20 protein-coding genes and 1 other annotated feature are annotated in these 18,889 nt (G+C 45.3%); of the genes, 1 reads left to right on the forward strand and 19 read right to left on the reverse strand.

Translation table 11 applies throughout. The features are described 5' to 3' along the window. The 17 genes from hisS to AC5W2J_RS07415 form a co-directional block, all read right to left on the reverse strand. A complete protein-coding gene (hisS, locus tag AC5W2J_RS07335) occupies positions 1-1,278 on the reverse strand; it encodes a histidine--tRNA ligase (protein ID WP_496058820.1) in 1,278 nt (425 codons plus the stop codon). 72 nt (positions 1,279-1,350) lie between these two features. Next, positions 1,351-1,572 (reverse strand) — a binding site (T-box leader). Between the two features lie 53 nt (positions 1,573-1,625). After that, positions 1,626-2,078, reverse strand: a complete 453-nt coding sequence (gene dtd, locus AC5W2J_RS07340; RefSeq protein ID WP_496058821.1) for a D-aminoacyl-tRNA deacylase — start codon at positions 2,076-2,078, stop codon at positions 1,626-1,628. Between the two features lie 31 nt (positions 2,079-2,109). Then, complete coding sequence (locus tag AC5W2J_RS07345) at positions 2,110-4,287, reverse strand: RelA/SpoT family protein (protein ID WP_496058951.1); 2,178 nt, start codon at positions 4,285-4,287, stop codon at positions 2,110-2,112. 264 nt (positions 4,288-4,551) lie between these two features. Beyond that, complete coding sequence (locus AC5W2J_RS07350) at positions 4,552-5,073, reverse strand: adenine phosphoribosyltransferase (protein WP_496058822.1); 522 nt, start codon at positions 5,071-5,073, stop codon at positions 4,552-4,554. Then, positions 5,063-7,414, reverse strand: a complete 2,352-nt coding sequence (recJ, locus tag AC5W2J_RS07355; protein WP_496058823.1) for a single-stranded-DNA-specific exonuclease RecJ — start codon at positions 7,412-7,414, stop codon at positions 5,063-5,065. Before recJ ends, AC5W2J_RS07350 begins: the two co-directional genes overlap by 11 nt. Positions 7,415-7,495: 81 nt before the next feature. Next, positions 7,496-7,813: a LapA family protein gene (locus AC5W2J_RS07360; RefSeq protein ID WP_496058824.1), complete on the reverse strand. Its 318-nt coding sequence runs from the start codon at positions 7,811-7,813 to the stop codon at positions 7,496-7,498. An 11-nt stretch (positions 7,814-7,824) separates the two neighbouring features. Further along, the gene (locus tag AC5W2J_RS07365; RefSeq protein WP_496058825.1) at positions 7,825-8,742 is read right to left on the reverse strand and encodes a cation diffusion facilitator family transporter; all 918 of its coding nucleotides are present in this window, start codon (positions 8,740-8,742) and stop codon (positions 7,825-7,827) included. A 72-nt stretch (positions 8,743-8,814) separates the two neighbouring features. Further along, positions 8,815-9,681: a protein translocase subunit SecF gene (gene secF, locus AC5W2J_RS07370; RefSeq protein WP_496058826.1), complete on the reverse strand. Its 867-nt coding sequence runs from the start codon at positions 9,679-9,681 to the stop codon at positions 8,815-8,817. 61 nt (positions 9,682-9,742) lie between these two features. Further along, complete coding sequence (secD, locus tag AC5W2J_RS07375) at positions 9,743-11,047, reverse strand: protein translocase subunit SecD (protein ID WP_496058827.1); 1,305 nt, start codon at positions 11,045-11,047, stop codon at positions 9,743-9,745. Between the two features lie 172 nt (positions 11,048-11,219). Next, the gene (locus tag AC5W2J_RS07380; RefSeq protein WP_496058828.1) at positions 11,220-11,537 is read right to left on the reverse strand and encodes a post-transcriptional regulator; all 318 of its coding nucleotides are present in this window, start codon (positions 11,535-11,537) and stop codon (positions 11,220-11,222) included. Between the two features lie 147 nt (positions 11,538-11,684). After that, complete coding sequence (gene yajC, locus AC5W2J_RS07385) at positions 11,685-11,939, reverse strand: preprotein translocase subunit YajC (protein WP_496058829.1); 255 nt, start codon at positions 11,937-11,939, stop codon at positions 11,685-11,687. 31 nt (positions 11,940-11,970) lie between these two features. Continuing rightward, positions 11,971-13,110 (reverse strand): tRNA guanosine(34) transglycosylase Tgt, encoded by a 1,140-nt coding sequence (tgt, locus tag AC5W2J_RS07390; RefSeq protein ID WP_496058830.1) that lies wholly within the window; start codon positions 13,108-13,110, stop codon positions 11,971-11,973. Next, positions 13,107-14,150: a tRNA preQ1(34) S-adenosylmethionine ribosyltransferase-isomerase QueA gene (queA, locus tag AC5W2J_RS07395; RefSeq protein WP_496058831.1), complete on the reverse strand. Its 1,044-nt coding sequence runs from the start codon at positions 14,148-14,150 to the stop codon at positions 13,107-13,109. Before queA ends, tgt begins: the two co-directional genes overlap by 4 nt. Before the next feature lie 29 nt (positions 14,151-14,179). Next, positions 14,180-14,398 carry a DUF2905 domain-containing protein gene (locus tag AC5W2J_RS07400; RefSeq protein ID WP_496058832.1) on the reverse strand — a complete coding sequence of 73 codons (219 nt, stop codon included), beginning with the start codon at positions 14,396-14,398 and terminating at the stop codon, positions 14,180-14,182. Continuing rightward, the gene (gene ruvB / locus AC5W2J_RS07405; RefSeq protein WP_496058833.1) at positions 14,395-15,396 is read right to left on the reverse strand and encodes a Holliday junction branch migration DNA helicase RuvB; all 1,002 of its coding nucleotides are present in this window, start codon (positions 15,394-15,396) and stop codon (positions 14,395-14,397) included. The genes AC5W2J_RS07400 and ruvB overlap by 4 nt, the downstream gene beginning before the upstream one ends. 35 nt (positions 15,397-15,431) lie before the next feature. Beyond that, the gene (ruvA, locus tag AC5W2J_RS07410; protein ID WP_496058834.1) at positions 15,432-16,025 is read right to left on the reverse strand and encodes a Holliday junction branch migration protein RuvA; all 594 of its coding nucleotides are present in this window, start codon (positions 16,023-16,025) and stop codon (positions 15,432-15,434) included. A 69-nt stretch (positions 16,026-16,094) separates the two neighbouring features. Then, on the reverse strand, positions 16,095-16,841 hold the full coding sequence (locus tag AC5W2J_RS07415; protein ID WP_496058835.1) for a YebC/PmpR family DNA-binding transcriptional regulator: 747 nt from the start codon (positions 16,839-16,841) through the stop codon (positions 16,095-16,097). A 98-nt stretch (positions 16,842-16,939) separates the two neighbouring features. Here AC5W2J_RS07415 and AC5W2J_RS07420 point away from each other — a divergent pair, with 98 nt between their 5' ends. After that, complete coding sequence (locus AC5W2J_RS07420) at positions 16,940-17,479, forward strand: transcription repressor NadR (protein WP_496058836.1); 540 nt, start codon at positions 16,940-16,942, stop codon at positions 17,477-17,479. Positions 17,480-17,521: 42 nt separating this feature from the next. Here AC5W2J_RS07420 and pheA read toward each other — a convergent pair whose 3' ends face one another. After that, entirely contained in the window at positions 17,522-18,415 is an 894-nt protein-coding gene (pheA, locus tag AC5W2J_RS07425) for a prephenate dehydratase (protein WP_496058837.1), read from the reverse strand. Positions 18,416-18,445: 30 nt separating this feature from the next. Then, positions 18,446-18,886, reverse strand: a complete 441-nt coding sequence (locus AC5W2J_RS07430; RefSeq protein ID WP_496058952.1) for an ACT domain-containing protein — start codon at positions 18,884-18,886, stop codon at positions 18,446-18,448. Between the last annotated feature and the right edge of the window lie 3 nt (positions 18,887-18,889).

Genomic DNA, 18,889 nt, shown 5'->3' on the forward strand with positions numbered 1-18,889 from the left:
TTATTCTCTCCCCATTTTATCAGTTAAATAGTCAGCCAGATCGGCGATGGCTGTTTTTTCCTGGCTGCCATCGCTCATTTTTTTAATACTGACTTCTCCGCTCTGCAGTTCATCGTCACCGATGACGACAGTATATGCAGCATTCATTCGATCCGCTGCTTTAAACTGTGCTTTCACTTTTTTCTTCATGTAATCTTTTTCCACACGAAGTCCTTTTCTGCGAAGCGACCACAAAATCGATACTGCTTCCGTTTCTGCTTTTTCTCCCATCGTGACGACGTAGCAGTCCAGTCCTTTTTCGACCGGCAGGTCTACGTTCTGGGCGGAAAGAGCCATCAGCAGCCTTTCAATACTCAGCGCAAAGCCAATGCCCGGCGCTTCAGGTCCCCCCAGCTCTTCGGTTAAACCATTGTAACGGCCGCCTCCTGTCAGAGTCGTGATTGCGCCGAACCCTTCGCCTTCAATCATGATCTCAAAAGCGGTGTTATTATAATAATCGAGCCCTCTGACCAGTCCCGGATCAATTTCGTACGAAATATCCATCTGGCTGAGAAAAGCCTGTACTTTTTCAAAATAGCGGCGGCTGTCTTCATTAAGATAATCCAGAATAGATGGTGCGGTTTCCATTAAAGGATGGTTTTTATCTTTTTTGCAGTCCAGAATACGTAGTGGATTTTTCTCCAGCCGCTGCTGGCAGTCACTGCAGAACTCCTCAATACTCGGTTTAAAGTGGCCGATAAGTGCCTGCTTATGGTTCTCACGGCTTTCTGTATCTCCGAGGCTGTTTATAACCAGCTTCAATCCTTTTAATCCAAGGGATGAATACAGCTCCATCGCAAGCGCAATCACTTCTGCATCAATCGATGGATCATCACTGCCAATCGCCTCGACGCCAAACTGGACAAACTGGCGCATCCGTCCTGACTGCGGACGTTCGTAGCGGAACATTGGACCGATATAATACAGTTTATCCGGCTGACCCGGAAGTCCGAAGCGTTTGTTTTCTACATAAGAACGGGCAACCGAGGCTGTACCTTCCGGACGAAGGGTCATGCTGCGTCCGCCTTTATCTTCAAAGGTATACATTTCCTTCTGGACAATATCTGTTGTGTCGCCTACACTCCGCTGAAATAGTTCTGTCTGTTCAAAAATAGGAGTGCGGATTTCCGAGTAATTAAAAGCCCGGCATAAATCGTGCATTCTTTTTTCTACGTACTGCCACTTTTCTGACGTTCCCGGAAGTATATCCTGGGTTCCTCTAGGTATTTGAACTGCCATTTCCCCACTCCCTTTAAAAATAGTTGTTTTGCAGGCTTATAAAAAAACACAAAAAACCCGCCCCTCAAAAATATGAGGGACGGGATTTATTCCCGTGGTACCACCCTGGTTAGAGCCTTACAGCTCCCGCTTTGACAGTTAACGCCTGTGTACGGCTGCTTTTACTTCTCCACGTTTCAAAGCAGCACCTAAAGAGTGTCTTTCTGTAAATAACGAGCGGAAATGCTTCCAGCCTTGGCATCTCTTCTCTGGCCTCGTTTACCTTTACATACTTTTCTCCATCATTGGTTTTCTATCGAATTCCATCATACGAATAATTGTCTTTTGTGTCAATACGAACCTGCGCTTTATTCCTTTGGTTCAGGGGATTCCAACGTAAGGGTTACCGGGCCGTTGTTCGTAAGCGATACCTGCATATCCGCACCGAACCTTCCCTCTGCCACTGTTACGTTTTTGCTGCGGAGTTCCTCATTGAACAAATGATAAAGCGGCTTGGCATCTTCAGGTCGGGCGGCTTCGGTAAAGCTTGGCCGTCTTCCTTTTTGAGCATCACCGTATAACGTAAACTGCGAGATCGAGAGCACTTCGCCCGAAATATCGAGCAGGGATTTATCGAATTTCCCCTCTGCATTTTCAAAAATGCGGAGGTTGACTATTTTTTCAGCCATCCATTCTACTTCCCGGCTTGTATCACCGTGGGTGAAGCCTGCTAATACAACCAGTCCTTCTGTTATAGAGCCGGATACCTCTCCTTCGACGGAACAGGCTCCTTCTGATACACGCTGAATAATAACTTTCATCGCTGGAATGGACCCTTTCTGTAAACCGGTATTAATGCATAACGCGCTGCACCGTATATATATCCGGTAGTTTTTTTATTTTATCTACCACTTTCTGCAGATGACCGGTGTTGTGAATGGATATGCTCATATCGATGAACGCCATTTTGTTTTTATCACTGCGGCCGCTGACAGCATTAATGTTTGTTTTTGCTTCCGTTACGCAGTGCAGTACTTCATTCAAAAGTCCGCGTCTGTCATAGCCGATAATTTCTATATCCACATTGTAGTTTTTGTTCGTTTCGACCGAGCCTTCCCACTCTACTTCAAGCAGGCGTGGACGTGCTTCGTCATTATCTACGTTTGCACAGTCCCTGCGGTGAATCGATACGCCGCGGCCCTTCGTAATAAAACCTACAATGTCGTCACCTGGTACAGGACTGCAGCATTTGGATAACCGGATGAGCAGGTTGTCTACTCCTTTTACACGTACTCCTGCGTTTGTTTTTTTCACAGGATGATTCGTATTAATAGTTTTCACCGCTTCAGCTACCGACTGTTTTTCGTCCTGTTCATTTTGGTGGCGGATTTTATCTGTCAGTCTCGTGACGATCTGTTTTGGGCTTACTCCATTGTAGCCGACAGCCGCAAACATATCTTCTTCTCCGCTAAAGCTGAATTTATCGGCCGCTTCATTTTTGTTCTCTTCCGTGAGAATCTGCTTTGGATCATAATCCTGAGACTTTAATTCTTTTTCAACAAGCTCTTTTCCTTTTTGAACGTTTTCTTCCCGACGTTCTTTTTTATAGAACTGCTTGATTTTATTTTTGGCGTGGGAACTCTGTGTTAGTTTCAGCCAGTCCTGACTTGGGCCGTAGGAATGCTTGGATGTAAGCATCTCTACGATATCTCCGGTATCAAGCTGATAATCCAGCGGCACCATCTTTCCATTTACCTTCGCCCCGATAGTCCGGTTTCCAATTTCCGTATGGATCCGGTAGGCAAAGTCAATAGGCACCGATCCTCTCGGCAGTTCGATAACGTCCCCTTTCGGGCTGAATACAAACACCATATCCGAGAACAGATCCATTTTTAAGGATTCCATAAAGTCCTGGGCATCATCGGCATCATTCTGCCATTCAATAATTTCCCGGAACCACGTTAATTTATCCTCGAACGTCTGCTTTCCGGAAACACTTTTGCCTTCTTTGTATGCCCAGTGGGCTGCCACACCAAATTCAGCTACACGGTGCATATCCGTGGAACGTATCTGCACTTCAAGCGGCTCTCCTTTTGGACCAATAACGGTCGTATGAAGAGACTGGTACATGTTTGCTTTCGGCATCGCAATATAGTCTTTAAACCGTCCCGGCATCGGTTTCCAGCAGGTATGAATAATACCAAGCACGGCGTAACAGTCCCGTATGCTTTTCACAATAATACGCACGGCGAGAAGGTCATATATTTCGTTAAACTGTTTTTTCTGTTTAACCATCTTTCGGTAAATACTGTAAATATGTTTCGGACGTCCGTACATCTCTGCTTTAATGTTTAAGTCATCAAGGTTGTGATTAATGTCCCCGATTACTTCTTCGATATACTGCTCGCGCTCGGCGCGCTTCTGCTTCATCAGATTAACAATCCGGTAATACTGCTGTGGATCCAAATAACGCAGAGCGGTGTCCTCAAGCTCCCACTTGATCTTTGAAATACCAAGGCGGTGGGCAAGCGGCGCAAATATTTCCAGGGTTTCATTGGAAATCCGGCGCTGTTTATCAGGCGGCAGGTGCTTTAACGTTCTCATGTTGTGCAGACGGTCTGCCAGCTTAATCAGGATAACCCGGATATCCTTTGCCATCGCAACGACCATTTTCCGGTGATTCTCCGCCTGCTGTTCCTCTTTTGATTTGTATTTGATTTTCTTTAATTTGGTGACGCCGTCTACAAGCATCGCTACTTCTTCGTTAAATGCCTCTGAAATGTCTTCCACTGTTACTTCTGTATCTTCGACCACATCATGCAAAAAAGCACCCGCAACTGTATTGGGGTCCATTTCAAGGTCTACTAATATTCCTGCTACTTGAATGGGATGGAGAATATATGGCTCTCCAGATTTTCTGTATTGATCTTTGTGAGCTTCTTCTGCATATTTATACGCCTTTTCTAAAAAAGAGACATGGTTTTCGGATAAATAATGTCGAGCTTTTTCCAACACTTCATCGATGGTCATGGAATCACCCTGCACACCTTTCTACATAACGTGTTTTTTTCTATTTTCTATATTATGTGTAAGAATTGCGTTTCTGTAAAGTTTTTAGACTTATTCTAATTGGCTCAAAAAAGTCTGTCCTTTTCTAAAAAGACACTCCATGCAAATTTGGGTCTAATCTGTTAAGTATAACTCTACCATGCCCTTGTTTGCACTACTTTATTCAAGAAATAAAAAAAGCACTCCATATTAGGAGTGCTTTTTGTAAAATATTAGTATTTTCTGCTAAAAAGTTACTAAGGAAAAAATATCATACTCTCCCAGCTCAGCCAGCTTGTCCCGGCCATCCAGGTAGTCCAGTTCAATTAAGAAGGCAAGGCCGGCTACAATGCCGCCCAGCTCTTCTACCAGTTTTACAGTGGCATGAATGGTGCCGCCGGTAGCCAGCAGGTCGTCTGTAATTAGCACACGTTGTCCCGGCTTGATGGAATCCTGATGGATGGAAAGCTGGTCTTCCCCGTATTCCAGCCCGTAATCCATATCCACGGTTTCGCGGGGCAGTTTGCCTTTTTTCCGAACCGGTACAAAGCCGATTTCCATTGCGTAGGCGATCGGGCAGCCAACGACAAATCCTCTTGCTTCAGGTCCTACAATCACATCAATACTTTTGTCTTTCGCGAATTCTTTCATTTCGTTAATCGCCTGTTTGTATGCCGGGCCGTCCTGCATAAGAGTCGTAATGTCTTTAAAGCGAATGCCGTCTTTCGGGTAATCCTCAACGACTGTAATATATTTCTTATAATCCATGATTAACCTTCTCTCTTAATTCATTGTCTTGTTTTTCCAAAAGCAGTTCACCAAGCAGCCGTTCCTTCAACTGCTTATACGTAGAAAAAAGCAGGTCCTGCTCCATTTGCTTCAGCTGTTCCCGGCGATTGTATGCAGTCGATTCGGTTAACGGCTTTTTTCCGCTGGACCCTAAAAACTCAACCTTGCTGCCTTCCAGCCTGATAAACCCAAGTTCAGTGAAGACATTTGTCATAAAATCAATATCTGCCGCCTTCCAGCCTTTCTGCTGAATTAACTTTTGTTTGAGCGTTTCCAGATTAAATGACTGGTATTTATTTAAAAATGAGTAAAACCACTTGAAATGTTCTCTTGTTCCTCCGTGTTGGAAATAGGTTTCTTCTTCTGTGTAAAAACAGGCATACATATGCTCTGTCCGGCGGCAGAGATGAAGCGCCTGGTTTAATTCTTCAAGAGACGTTGGAATATCGATAAAAGCCGTATATTTCTCTTCGACAGGATTCTCCAGCTCACGGGCCATATATAGTGCAGAACCATCCGGCAGGTCATCTGCTATTAACGCTTTGGTTTTGTCCTGAAAAACGACAGCCGCCGTGCCGGCAGGAAGGGCTTGTATCATCTGCTTTAATCCTTTTTGCTGGCGCTTGTCATGAACCTGGCATGTAGTGATCGCCATATCATGCATCATCAGCTGCGGCTTGCGGAAATTGTTCCATTCATTAATCGTCAGTTGCCCTATGAAAGAAGCATTGGCCGTTACCGTCATCTGATCGGCTAAATGCCCCTTTTGAAAAGCAATTCCATCGAGCCGGCTCCCCGCCTGTTCAAGTGAAAGTTTCAAATGGGTTTTATCGCTGCCGATTTTTTTAAAGGCCGTAATTTCCACGTCTTCAAGCAGAAATACAGGCTTTGGGTTTGCCATCCCGAATGGCGCGAGTGTGCTTAAATCTTCCAGCGCTGCCACTGTAATATCGGATAACGGTACCTGCAGGTCAATGGAAGCCGCAGGCACATAGGCAGAAGGATCAAGGACAGAGGCTGCCTGCCGGCACAGTTCGGTACGCAGCTCTTCGATGTTCTCCACCTTCATCGAAAGACCGGCTGCCATTTCGTGGCCTCCGAATTTCTCAAGAAGCGGACGCTGTTTGGATAACTGCTCAAACATATTAAAGCCTTCAATACTCCGCGCCGATCCTTTAGCGGTTTTCGTTTCGCCGTTAATGGATAATACAATGACCGGGTGGTGGTAGGTCTCGACAAGGCGGGAAGCCACAATCCCTATAACGCCTTCATTCCAGCCTTCTCCTCCTGTGATAATCACTTCGTTCTCATGATATCCTTTGTCTTCCACCTGCTTGACGGCCGTGTCTGTTAACTCTTTCACTATATTTTTTCTCGATTGATTCAATGTATCGATGCGCCCGGCCCATTCAGCTGCCTCCTCTTCGTTTTCAGAGAGGAGCAGATGAACCGCCGGGTCAGCAGAATCCATGCGGCCGGCTGCATTTAAACGCGGTCCCATCGTAAATCCGATATGGTCTTCCTGCATTGTATCCGCGTCAATGCCGCACACTTTCTTTAATGCGGCAATTCCAGGCCTTGTGGAAGAAGTAAGCGAACGAAGCCCTTTTTTAACCATGCTTCTATTTTCATCCACAAGCGGCACCAGGTCGCTTATCGTACCGAGCGTCACCAGGTCCAAATAATGTTCCGGCAGCTCTCCAAGAAGGGCATGGGCTACTTTAAAAGCCACTCCAACCCCGGCCAGTTCTTTAAACGGATAAGAGCATTCCGGTTTTTTAGGGTTTATAATAGCAAAGGCTTCCGGCAGCTCCGGGGGCGGCTCGTGGTGATCGGTAATAATAACATCCATGCCAAGGGCATTGGCTGCGGCAACTTCCTCTTTAGCACTGATTCCGGTATCTACCGTAATCATCAGAGAAGCCCCGTCTGCTGCAGCCTGTTCCACTGCCGGTATATTAGGGCCGTAGCCTTCTGTAAAACGATTAGGAATATACCAGCCGAATACGGCTCCCGCTTCTTTAAGCAGAAGTACCATCAGCGTCGTGCTCGATACCCCATCGGCATCATAATCACCAAAAATCAAAATCTTTTCTTTATCCTCTATTGCCTGTTTTATTCGGGAGACCGCCCGCTCCATGCCATCCAATAAATATGGGTCATGCAGCCTGGACATGCTCGTGTCCAGAAAAGAGGCGGCCTCTTCTACAGAGGAAAATCCTCTGGCAGATAATACTTTTGCTGCGAGAGGAGACAGGTTCATTTTTTTTTCGAGTACTTTCCATTCCTCATTGACAGAGGAAGCTGTTTTCCAATTCATTTTGGATTTTAACATTAAAACACCCCTCAACCCGTTTATTATACTAAAGGGTTGAAAGGGTGACAATCTTATATTTACAGCTTACGGCCTGTTTTTTCCGGTAGTTTGTTTGTCTTTTCTGCGGCCGAACCCTTTGCTTCCTGAAGCGGCAGAGTCCGAGGCCGGTGTCCGATTTTTATATTTTTTTAATTCTGTCCGAAGTCCGTAAATTTTAACAGCGTTGATGGAACCTGCGATGAAGGCTCCTATTAACACCGAACCAAGTATGATAAGAATGAGCGGCCATTCTGCCGTACCGAACAAGTAGTTCACTTCTACACTATTAACGTTAATTACTGCAAAAACAGCAATAACAATGGCTAAAATCAAACTGACAATAAACATCGTTTGTGTTTTCATCACGCATTCTCCTATTCTGGTTTCTTTTCCTCAAATGGATTCACATGCACGAATACATCCTGCACTTCCACCATTGTCATTAATGATTCCTTTACCTGTTTTCCGATAGCATGCCCCTCCTCTACGCTGATATACGGATCTACACCAATCTTTATATCAATTATAACGTAATGCCCATGCTCCCGTGCAAAAAATTCATCCACATGCAGCACGCCCTCCACCTGCTCCGCATTCTTTATCATCTCTACGGTATCTTCCGAATGAAGCACATGGTCAAGCACATTATGAATAGAATCTTTCCCCAGCTTCCAGGCCATTCTCATAATCAATATAGAGACAAATAAACCCGCTAAAAGGTCTCCGTATGTCAGAAAGTTAATGTTGTAGGCACCCCCTGCAATGGAAGCTCCTATCCCAATTAAAGCGGCAATAGAGGAAAAGACGTCAGAGCGGTGATGCCAGGCGTCTGTTATAATCGCTTCGCTTTTGTATTTCACACCCAGCTTATATTTATAGCGGAACATGCCTTCTTTTACTATTATCGAAAAAACGACCGCATATAAGGCTAGACTGCCTGGAACGACCACAGGCTCTGATATGTCCCTCACCGCATTTAATCCTATTTCAAACCCGACCACAAATAGCAGAACAGCGACAATAATCGCCGTCAGCGTTTCTGCTTTGCCGTGTCCGTATGGGTGATCAGCATCAGGAGGCAGCTTGGCTGCACGGATCCCGACCAGCACCGCTACTGATCCGACCACATCCGACGCAGAATGAGCGGCATCGGCCACAAGGGCACGGCTGTCGGCCATAATACCTACGATAAATTTAATAATGGCTAAAATAATATTTCCAAAGATGCCAACCATAGCTCCAAAACGCACCATTTTATACCGATGTTCCTGAAAGTCGTTCATCGCTATCATTCCTTTATCTTTGTTACCTATTTTCCGTTTTAAAAGATAGAAAAAACCATGGCACAAACCATGGCCTTTTCGTTATAACGTTGGTTCTGCTTCTTTCTGTGCTTCTTTTTTCTGCTGCTTCTGAATGCTTTTCCATTTCCACGATACCCATAACTGGGCGGCAAGGAATAAAGAGGAATACGTTCCCGCAATAAGCCCGATAATCAAGGCAAAGGAGAACGAGCGTATCGCCTCGCCGCCGAATACATAAAGGGATACTGCTGCAAATACGACGGTAAGAACCGTGCTGATGGAACGGCCCAGCGTCTGATTTAAACTTTTATCAACCACAGCAGAGAGCTGCTCAAAGGTTGAAACTTCTTCTTCTTTCGCCATATTCTCCCGGATCCGGTCGAATGTAACGATCGTATCGTTGATGGAATAACCGACGATCGTCAGAACGGCTGCAATGAACGGTACGTTCACTTCGAGCTGCAGCGCACTAAATACGACGATAATGAAGAAAGCATCATGAAACAGGGCGACGATAGCCGCAAGTGCATATAAAAATTGAAAACGGATGGTCACATAAATAATGATTCCGACCGCTGCGATGAGTACCGAAATCAGGGCATTCATGGCAAGTTCTTCTCCTACCTGAGGAGACACGGTACTGATATTCGGTTCCTGTCCATAGTTATCAATAAAATACGTCTGTACCTCGCTGATTTCCCCTTGATCGAGAGCTCCTATAAAGCGGGCATGAGCGATTTCCCCATTATCTCCGGCAAGGGTAATATCATCGGGTTCGTATCCTTCGCCAATAGCAGCAAAATCTTCCTGCACCTGCTCTGCGGTCAGCGGATCTCCTGAAGATACTTCAACCCGGGATCCGCTCTCAAAGTCGATGCCGAGATTTAAACGGATCGTGACCAGCAGGGCAATTCCTATAGCTGCCATTACAAGTGATATGATAAAAAACTTTTTTCTGTGTTTGACGAATGGAATTTCTTTTCTACGTTTACTGCCGAGCATCAATGTCACGCTCCTTTATTCCAAACACTCTTGGCTTTTTGTTGAAGATCCGGCTTTTCACCCATAAACCGAGTAAAAATCTCGTTAAAAGAACGGCGGTTAAAAAGCTCGTCAAAATACTGACAATAAGCACGACAGCAAACCCCTGAACGGAGCTCGTACCATAGTAAAACAGTACCCCTGCAGCAATAATCGTCGTGATGTTGGCATCTACGATAGTGGAAAAAGAACGGCTCGTTCCTAGTTTAAAGGCGCTGATAACCGATCTGCCTTCACGCAGTTCTTCTTTAATCCGCTCGTAGGTGATAATATTCGCATCTACGGCCATACCCACACCAAGAACGAGGGCTGCAAGACCAGGCAGGGTCAGAACACCCTGCATCCAGTTAAAAACAACCAGCACGACATAAATATAACTTGTCAGGGAAATAATCGATATAACTCCCATGAATCTGTAATAGAAAAGCATAAATGCGAAAATCAGGCCGATGCCGATAAATCCGGCAAATATTGTCTGTTCCATCGCTTCTTCTCCAAGAGAGGCACCAACAGCATTGGAGTAGATCTCTTCGAGTTCAACCGGCAGTGACCCGGAATTAAGAATCTCTGCCAGAAATTCTGCTTCTTCGAGTTCAAAGTTTCCTTCTATCTGTACGGTATCGGTATAAAGAGGTTCGTTAACGGATGGAGCAGATAAAAACTTAGGATCTTCTTTTTGGGATTCCTCCATAAAAGAATCCCCTTCTTCATAATCCAGCCAAATAACCATCAAGTTCTCCGGTGGAGGATATTCTTCAATAACCTGTTCGGTTACCCGGCCGAACTCATCTCCGTCCCGGAGCCCAACGGAAACAACAGGCTGATTGCCCTGGTCAAAATTGACGCTGGCTCCACTTTCCTGAAGATCGTCACCAGAGAGCAGTACATTATCATCTATGTCACGAAAGCTCAGGTCTGCTTCGGTAGCGAGAAGCTCCCGGGCCTGCTGCTGGTCGTCTATCCCTGCCAGCTGCACCCTGATACGGTTATCTCCTTCAATCGAAATGTTGGGTTCTGATACCCCCAGAACGTTCACACGTTGATCGAGGGCACTAACCGTCGACTGCATCGTCTCCTCTGTTACTTCCCCCTCGCCGCCGGGATTATTGACTTCATATAATATCTCAAAGCCTCCCTGCAGATCGAGTCCAAGATTAATGCTTTTGGCGGTATTGAGCGCCGTTTGGGACATCAGTCCCCCAATAGCAAGGACGATGAGAAAAAAGATAACAATTCTCGATTTTTTTATCATGCTTCGGTACATCCTCTCTATACACTGTCTCAAGCTGGCTTTTTTCATGAAAAAACTTGGCAGTGCTGCCAAGTTTGCTGTTACAGGCCTTTTTTTTCACAGAACATGCTAATTATACGGACGCATCTAAATCAATGTCAAATCACTTTTTTCTATACTATACGTTTTGCACTTAAGAACGGGCACTGCGGGTATTTTCAATATCTTCCAATATAGATGCCAGCTGATTGCCGCTGCGGCTCTTCTCTTCAAGGTCAATATAGGAATTAATCGTAAGGCGGTTCATATAGTCGCTCATTTTAAGATGCAGAATATCTTGTATTACTTTATGTAAATGCACTCTTTTTTTCCATGTCCGCTCGTTCTCAAGTAGATACTGCCAAATGGTTTCTTCTGTTACATTAATGTACCCAAGCATATGAAACTCTTCTTTTTTACTCTGCAGTGCCGGTTGCACCACATCTTTCCAATTGCTGACTGAATATAACATGCTTTAGCTCCTTTACCTGTTTTGCGCTTATGTCTGAATAACCTGACAGATCTCTTCTTTTATTTTAGCAGGGGAGAGCGCAAAGAAAAAGCTGTCTCCCCAAAATTAATAAAATGGAGAAACAGCTGTTTTTACAATGGAAGTACTTTAATCTTCATTTACTACCTCTTTAACCGCACTGCGGTCAAAAGTCAGCCTGTTGCTTCCATCTACAACAATAACAAGTTTGTTTTCGTCTATCGCATCAATTGTACCGTGAAGGCCTCCAATTGTGACGATGCGATCTCCTTTTTGGAGATTGGAGTGCATCTGTGTGATCTGCTTTTGTTTTTTCTGCTGTGGACGAATAAGCAGAAAATAAAAAATAGCAAACATAAGCACGAGCATAATAATTGCTTCCATGATTTGTCCCTCCCTTCACTGGTTAAAAAAACTAAAAGTTTTTGGCATTTTCTTTATTAAAGCCGTATGCCTCAAAATACTCTTCCCTGAAATCAAGAAGCCTGTCGTCACGTATAGCCTGGCGGACCTGCTCCATCAAGTTTAACAGGAAATAAAGATTGTGATAAGAAGTGAGCCTAAAACCAAATGATTCATTGCATTTCACCAAATGACGTATGTAAGCTCTGGAATAATTTTTGCAAACATGGCAGTCACATTTCTCATCAATTGGTCTGAAGTCCCGGGCAAACTTTGCATTTCTAACGACAAGACGGCCGGAACTTGTCATGCACGTCCCGTTCCTTGCAATTCGAGTTGGAAGCACACAGTCAAACATATCTATGCCGCGGATCGCTCCATCTATAAGAGAATCAGCAGACCCAACACCCATCAGATACCTTGGCTTGTTGTCCGGAAGAAGCGGAGTCGTAAATTCCAGCACACGATTCATGATTTCTTTCGGCTCTCCAACTGATAGACCGCCTATAGCATAACCCGGAAAGTCGAGAGAAATCAATTCTTTCGCTGATTGTTTACGAAAATGTTCATATTCTCCTCCCTGGACAATGCCGAACAATCCCTGCGTATCCGGATTAGCGTGTTCGGCCAGACAGCGCTCAGCCCACCTGGAAGTTCTTTCTACACTGGCTTTCATGTATTCTTCACTTGCCGGATGAGGGGGGCATTCATCAAACGCCATCATAATATCAGGTCCCAGGTCATTTTGAATCTGCATTGCTTTTTCAGGAGATAAAAACAATTTTTCCCCGCTGATATGATTTCTAAAGTGGACGCCCTCTTCTTTAATATCTCTAAGCTTGCTTAAGCTGAACACTTGAAATCCACCGGAATCGGTTAGAATCGGCTTGTTCCAGTTCATGAATTTATGCAGACCGCCCGCTTCTTTAATGATATCTTCCCCGGGTCTGATCCATAAATGATACGTATTGCTTAAAATAATCTGGGCGTGCATTTCTTCCAGTTCATCCGGACTGATGGTTTTAACAGTAGCCATCGTTCCAACCGGCATGAATATCGGCGTTTCAATCACTCCATGCGGAGTATGAAGCTTTCCGAGCCTGGCCCCGGATTGTTTGCACGTTTTTATTAGTTCGTAACGGATCGCGCTCATGTGACGCCCCCTCCCTTTTTAATAAACATAGCATCTCCAAAGCTGAAAAATCTATACTTGTTTTTCACCGCTTCTTTGTATGCCTCCAATATTGTATCTTTTCCTGCTAATGCGCTGACAAGCATAACCAGCGTTGATTTCGGAAGGTGGAAATTAGTAAGCAGGGCGTCAATTCCTGAAAAAGAATAGCCCGGATAAATGAAAATATTCGTCCATCCTGATCCTGCAGCAAATAAACCATCGTTCTGTCCCGCAATCGTTTCCAAAGTACGGGCGGACGTCGTTCCTACCGCTGTAATAGTACCCCCGGAACGCCTTACTTCATTCAGCGTCTCCGCAGCCGGCTGCTTTAATTCATAAAATTCAGAGTGCATGTCATGGTCCTCTATGGAATCGACCGAAACAGGCCGGAACGTCCCGAGACCGACATGAAGCGTAAGCGGAACAATATGAACCCCCTGCTCCTGAAGCTCATGCAGCAAATCTTCGGTAAAATGAAGGCCTGCCGTCGGCGCCGCTGCGGAACCATTGTTTTCTGCATATACCGTCTGATAGCGCTCCTGGTCTTCCAGCTTTTCTTTTATATAGGGAGGAAGCGGCATTTCACCAAGTGACTCCAGAATTTCCAGAAACACCCCATCGTATGAAAATTGAAGAATACGACCGCCGTGTTCCTGCAGCTCTATGCATTCGGCGGTAAGCTTTCCTCCACCGAACGTTATAACCGTCCCTGCTTTAATTTTTTTGGCGGGCTTTACGAGCGTCTCCCACTTGTCCTGTTCCAGCTGTTTTAACAAGAGTATTTCAATGGCAGCCCCTGTGTCTTTCTCACCAATCAGCCGGGCGGGCAACACGCGCGTGTCATTAATAACCAGCGCATCTCCCTTTTGAAGAAACTGCTTTACCGCCGTAAATTGACGGTGTTCGACCCCGCCTGACAGCGGATCGACCACCATCATCCGGGAACGGTCTCTATTTAACAAAGGAGTCTGGGCGATCAGCTCCTCCGGAAGTTCAAAGTCAAAATCCTGTACGTTCATGTCCAGTATTCCTTTCTATGCATGCCGTTTTAACGAAAACGGCCTATCACAAATAAGATCAAAGATAACACGATACTTATAATGATGGAAGTAGCGAGCGGAAAATAAAAAGAAGTATTTTCTCCTTTAAAGAAAAAATCCCCCGGCAGGCGCCCTAATGAAATATAACGGCCCCCCACCTGCCAGATTACACCAAATAATATAAGCGCAGCACCCAGACCGATCAACAGCTTTGGGATATCATTCACTGTCCCGGCACCTCCAGTTGAAAATGCTCATACACTTTGGCACTGACCATCCGGCCTCTCGGGCTTCGTATTAAAAAACCAATCTGGAGCAGATACGGCTCGTATACATCTTCTAATGTATGGGATTCTTCCCCAATTGACGCTGCTACCGCTTCAACTCCCACCGGTCCTCCGGCAAATGTTTCAATAATGCTTTTCAGGAGCTTATGGTCGATGTGATCCAGTCCAAGCTTATCGACCTGAAGCTTTTCCAGCGCATTTCTTGCTATGTTTTCTGTAACCAGTCCATCTCCCTGCACCATTGCAAAATCGCGAACGCGGCGCAGCAGCCTGTTGGCAATGCGGGGGGTTCCCCTTGAACGTCTGGCCATTTCATAAGATGCTTCCTCGGTAATATCGAGCTGAAACAAATCGGCACTACGGGCTACAATTTTAGCAAGCTCCTCCGGCTGATAATATTCCAGACGGGCATGAACACCGAACCTGTCCCGGAGAGGGGCTGTCAGCATCCCCGCTCTCGTTGTTGCTCCAATCAGGGTAAAGGGCGGAAGATCAAGCCGTACCGAACGCGCTGTTGCCTCTTTCCCTATCATTATATCAATGCAGAAGTCTTCCATTGCCGGATACAGTACCTCTTCAATCGTACGTGGAAGACGATGTATTTCGTCAATAAACAAAACATCTCCCGGCTCCAGAGCAGTAAGAACTGCTGCCAGATCGCCGGGTTTTTCAATAGCAGGACCGGATGTTGTTTTGATGTTTACTCCCATTTCGTTGGCAATAATCATCGCAAGCGTCGTCTTACCAAGACCGGGCGGACCATATAATAGAACATGGTCCAGGCATTCTTCTCTCATCTTGGCGGCCTCAATAAATATACTTAAATTATTTTTTACTTTATGCTGTCCAATGTATTCTGAAAACTGCAGAGGACGAAGACCGCTTTCCATCGATTGATCATCGTTGGTTGCTTCCTGGGATACGATACGGTCATCCATTACTGCTCACCACCATTTATTCATTCGTCTCTCCATTATGAGAGCATCCACTGCAGGGCTTTTCTAACGTACTCATCTGCGCTCAGCTGTTCTTTTGCAAGCTTTGGTTTCACTTTTTGGATCTCTTTTTCTCCATACCCTAATGCCCGCAGTGCTTCCAGTGCTTCCTCAAGCGGCTGGTCGAACAGCGGTCCGGACGCACTTGGCGCTGCCAGAAAACCTTCTTCTCCGATGATGTCCTGCAGTTTGCCTTTTAAATCCAAAATCATCTGGCGGGCTGTTTTTTTTCCGACACCGGGAAATTTCACTAAAAATGCTTCATTTTCATTTTCAACAGCTTCCACGACCTGAAGCGGTGCGCCGGCTGCCAGAATGGCCAGGGCCCCTTTCGGACCGATGCCAGACACCTGCAGGAGCCGCTCAAACAATTCGCGTTCTTTTCTGGATTTAAAGCCATAAAGCCGCAGTATATCTTCTCTTACATACTGATAGGTATATACCGTATTTTCTTCATTCAGCTGAAAAACAAAAGGGTTGGCACAGTAAATTAAATACCCAATGCCCCCGACTTCCACCGTAATGGTATCTCCTTCTGCACGTACCACTCTGCCTGCTACATATTCTATCAATCAAGACACCCTTCCCCATCCTGCGAACATACTTTCCCTAATCCTATCAAAAAAGCAGGCGTTTGGGTATTACTGATTTATTTGTTCCTGCGTTTCATTCCAGTCAAAATTGTGATGAACGTCCTGGACGTCATCATTTTCTTCCAGCACGTCAATCAGCTTTATCATTGCTTCCGCGTGTTCCACACTGAGCTCTACTGTTGTTTCAGGTTCCATCAGTACTTCCGCTTTCACTACTTTATATCCCTTTTCTTCAAGCTCGGCTCTTACTTTTTCAATCTCTTTGACCGGTACGGTAACCGTGAACACTTCTTCCTCCCGTTCCACGTCATCGGCTCCGGCTTCAATTGCATCAAGCATAGCGGTTTCTTCTTCTACTTCTTCCCCGGAAAGAAAGATATAGCCGTTTTTGTGAAACATAAAAGCGACACATCCGCTTTCTCCCATATTGCCGCCGTTTTTGTTGAAAGCATGGCGGATCTCGGCCACCGAGCGGTTCTTATTATCTGTGAGCACTTCGACCATGACAGCCGCGCCTCCCGGACCGTAGCCTTCGTACGTAATTTCTTCGTATTGGATGCCGCTTGTATCACCGGATGCTTTCTTAATCGTCCGGTCCACATTGTCTCCGGGAATATTTTCAGCTTTTGCTTTTGCAATGGCAGAACGCAGTCTCAGGTTTGTGGACGGGTCATCTCCCGCTTCCCGGACTGCAGCAAAAATTTCCTTGGAAAGCTTGGTAAAAATCTTTGCCCGCTTTGCGTCCTGTCTTTCTTTTCTATGCTTAATATTATTCCATTTTGAATGCCCTGCCATAACGGATCTCTCCTCTATTTCATCTTGATAAATAGCTGTTTTTCCTTTAAAGTCAATTAGACCAGGTACCGTAAATAAGCACACTAGGAGCCTATACTATGAATAATCCGGATAAAATGCTCGGCGAAGCACGCCGTAACCAAATATTAAAGTGGCTCGAAGAAGCTTCTTCCCCCTTAACAGGAAGCGAATTAGCGAAACGAACAAAAGTCAGCCGGCAGGTTATTGTTCAGGACGTCTCCCTATTAAAAGCAAAGGGGCACCCTATCCTGGCAACAGCGCAGGGCTATATTCTTGTTTCTGCTCAGGCACCGACTACCGTTCAACGAAAAATAGCCTGCTATCATCTCTCTGATTTAGAAACGACCCAGAAAGAGCTGCAGATTGTAGTCGATTATGGAGCCGTAGTTGTCGATGTCTCGGTAGATCATCCAATTTACGGTGATCTTACAGCATCTTTATTAATAAAAAATCGTTACGATATCGGTCAGTTTATTCAGAAGATCTCCAATACAAATGCTGCACTTCTCTCCGAACTGACCGGCGGCACGCACATGCATACGATCGAAGCTGCTTCCGACCAAATTTTGGACAATGTCTGTGATGCATTGGAAAAAGAAGGATTTCTTCTTTCATAATGGACACCCAGATGGTGGTCTTGTTGAAGAAAAGCCGATTCCTTATTTAGGAATTGGCTTTTTTTGTGTACTTTCTATTTCTTCAACGGAGAATAGACAGGGATAACTCCCTAATATACGAACTCCGCAGCCAAGCGCTTCCAGTTCTGCTACCGCTCCGGGAAGCAGAACATCATCCATCAGCTGGTCTACGTCAATCACAAAAAAATAGTTGCCGATTCCTGTTTTCATCGGCCTGGACTCGATTTTTGTCAAGTTCAGCTTTCTCCAGGCAAATGCTGACAGCACCTGATGAAGCGCCCCGGAAAAATCCGAAGGCAGAGTGACCATTAACGTGGTTTTATCCCCCGTCCGGTTGGACACCGGCTGTAATTCCATGGAAGCTTCTCTGGCAAGTACGACAAACCTCGTATGATTATTTTCATAATCATGAATGTTTTCATTCACAATGGTCAATCCGTATTGTTCTGCTGCCAGTACGTTGGCTACGGCAGCTGCATTCATTGCCGGGTCATCATGAAGCTTCTCGGCAGCCGCTGAAGTCGAGTTTGTATAATGCAGGCCCGCACCGGGAAGAATATCTGTTAAGAAGTCGTGGCACTGGGCAATGGCGTGCGGATGGGAATATACATCCTCTACGTCTCTCCACCGGGAAGCACGGGAAGGATGCACCATTAGATGCTGTTCAATAGGCACCGTTACTTCTCCAATAATAGGAAGGTTATGTTTGTGAATTAAATAGTCCAGCGTCATGTTTACTGATCCCTCAATCGTGTTTTCCAGAGGAATAACCGCCCGGTCAATATCTTCGGCTGCAAGGGCGTCCATACATGCCGGAATCGTCTCAAATGGAACCAGCTCTTCCTCTGTAAAAATGGAAACTGCCGCCATTTCAGTAAATGTCCCCTTCGGGCCGAGATATCCTATCTTATTCATACCCATCGTTCCTTCCTTGTTTCGATAAATTTACAATGATCCTGATCCAACTACTTCTGCTTTTTCAACAGAAGGCATAGCCTGTATCCTGCGTACAAGCTCTCTGATTTCCATATTTAAAGCAGACGTGTCTACTGTAAGTGTTACGTTAGCTCTTCCTTGAAGAGGAATACTCTGATTGATTGTTAATACATTGGCATTGGCCCGGGCCATCAGTGCAAGCAGTTCTGATAACGATCCGGACTTATCCACAAGCTGGATAGATAACGTAATAATCTGTTCTTGTATCATTTGGTGAAAAGGGAACACTGCGTCTTTGTATTTATAAAAAGCGCTTCGGCTTAAGTTGACTTCCGCTGCTGCATCGGCCACTCTTGCCACCTTTCCGCTTTCCAAAATAGCCTTTGCAGCCAATGTTTTCTGCATAGCTTCTGTCAGCAGATCCTGACGCACTAAATAAAATTGGTCCATTTT

The sequence above is a fragment of the Sinobaca sp. SA16-1 genome, from assembly GCF_059510515.1.

What these genes read in the sequence shown, in the direction of transcription:
- ruvB (WP_496058833.1), bottom strand. Translation starts at nt 15,396, where the DNA reads ATGGATGACCGTATCGTATCCCAGGAAGCAACCAACGATGATCAATCG.
- AC5W2J_RS07360 (WP_496058824.1), bottom strand. Translation starts at nt 7,813, where the DNA reads ATGAAAACACAAACGATGTTTATTGTCAGTTTGATTTTAGCCATTGTT.
- pheA (WP_496058837.1), bottom strand. Translation starts at nt 18,415, where the DNA reads ATGAATAAGATAGGATATCTCGGCCCGAAGGGGACATTTACTGAAATG.
- AC5W2J_RS07365 (WP_496058825.1), bottom strand. Translation starts at nt 8,742, where the DNA reads ATGATAGCGATGAACGACTTTCAGGAACATCGGTATAAAATGGTGCGT.
- AC5W2J_RS07415 (WP_496058835.1), bottom strand. Translation starts at nt 16,841, where the DNA reads ATGGCAGGGCATTCAAAATGGAATAATATTAAGCATAGAAAAGAAAGA.
- tgt (WP_496058830.1), bottom strand. Translation starts at nt 13,110, where the DNA reads ATGAGCGCGATCCGTTACGAACTAATAAAAACGTGCAAACAATCCGGG.
- AC5W2J_RS07420 (WP_496058836.1), top strand. Translation starts at nt 16,940, where the DNA reads ATGAATAATCCGGATAAAATGCTCGGCGAAGCACGCCGTAACCAAATA.
- AC5W2J_RS07380 (WP_496058828.1), bottom strand. Translation starts at nt 11,537, where the DNA reads ATGTTATATTCAGTCAGCAATTGGAAAGATGTGGTGCAACCGGCACTG.
- secF (WP_496058826.1), bottom strand. Translation starts at nt 9,681, where the DNA reads ATGGCAGCTATAGGAATTGCCCTGCTGGTCACGATCCGTTTAAATCTC.
- secD (WP_496058827.1), bottom strand. Translation starts at nt 11,047, where the DNA reads ATGATAAAAAAATCGAGAATTGTTATCTTTTTTCTCATCGTCCTTGCT.
- yajC (WP_496058829.1), bottom strand. Translation starts at nt 11,939, where the DNA reads ATGGAAGCAATTATTATGCTCGTGCTTATGTTTGCTATTTTTTATTTT.
- AC5W2J_RS07345 (WP_496058951.1), bottom strand. Translation starts at nt 4,287, where the DNA reads ATGACCATCGATGAAGTGTTGGAAAAAGCTCGACATTATTTATCCGAA.
- dtd (WP_496058821.1), bottom strand. Translation starts at nt 2,078, where the DNA reads ATGAAAGTTATTATTCAGCGTGTATCAGAAGGAGCCTGTTCCGTCGAA.
- AC5W2J_RS07430 (WP_496058952.1), bottom strand. Translation starts at nt 18,886, where the DNA reads ATGGACCAATTTTATTTAGTGCGTCAGGATCTGCTGACAGAAGCTATG.
- hisS (WP_496058820.1), bottom strand. Translation starts at nt 1,278, where the DNA reads ATGGCAGTTCAAATACCTAGAGGAACCCAGGATATACTTCCGGGAACG.
- recJ (WP_496058823.1), bottom strand. Translation starts at nt 7,414, where the DNA reads ATGAATTGGAAAACAGCTTCCTCTGTCAATGAGGAATGGAAAGTACTC.
- queA (WP_496058831.1), bottom strand. Translation starts at nt 14,150, where the DNA reads ATGAACGTACAGGATTTTGACTTTGAACTTCCGGAGGAGCTGATCGCC.
- AC5W2J_RS07350 (WP_496058822.1), bottom strand. Translation starts at nt 5,073, where the DNA reads ATGGATTATAAGAAATATATTACAGTCGTTGAGGATTACCCGAAAGAC.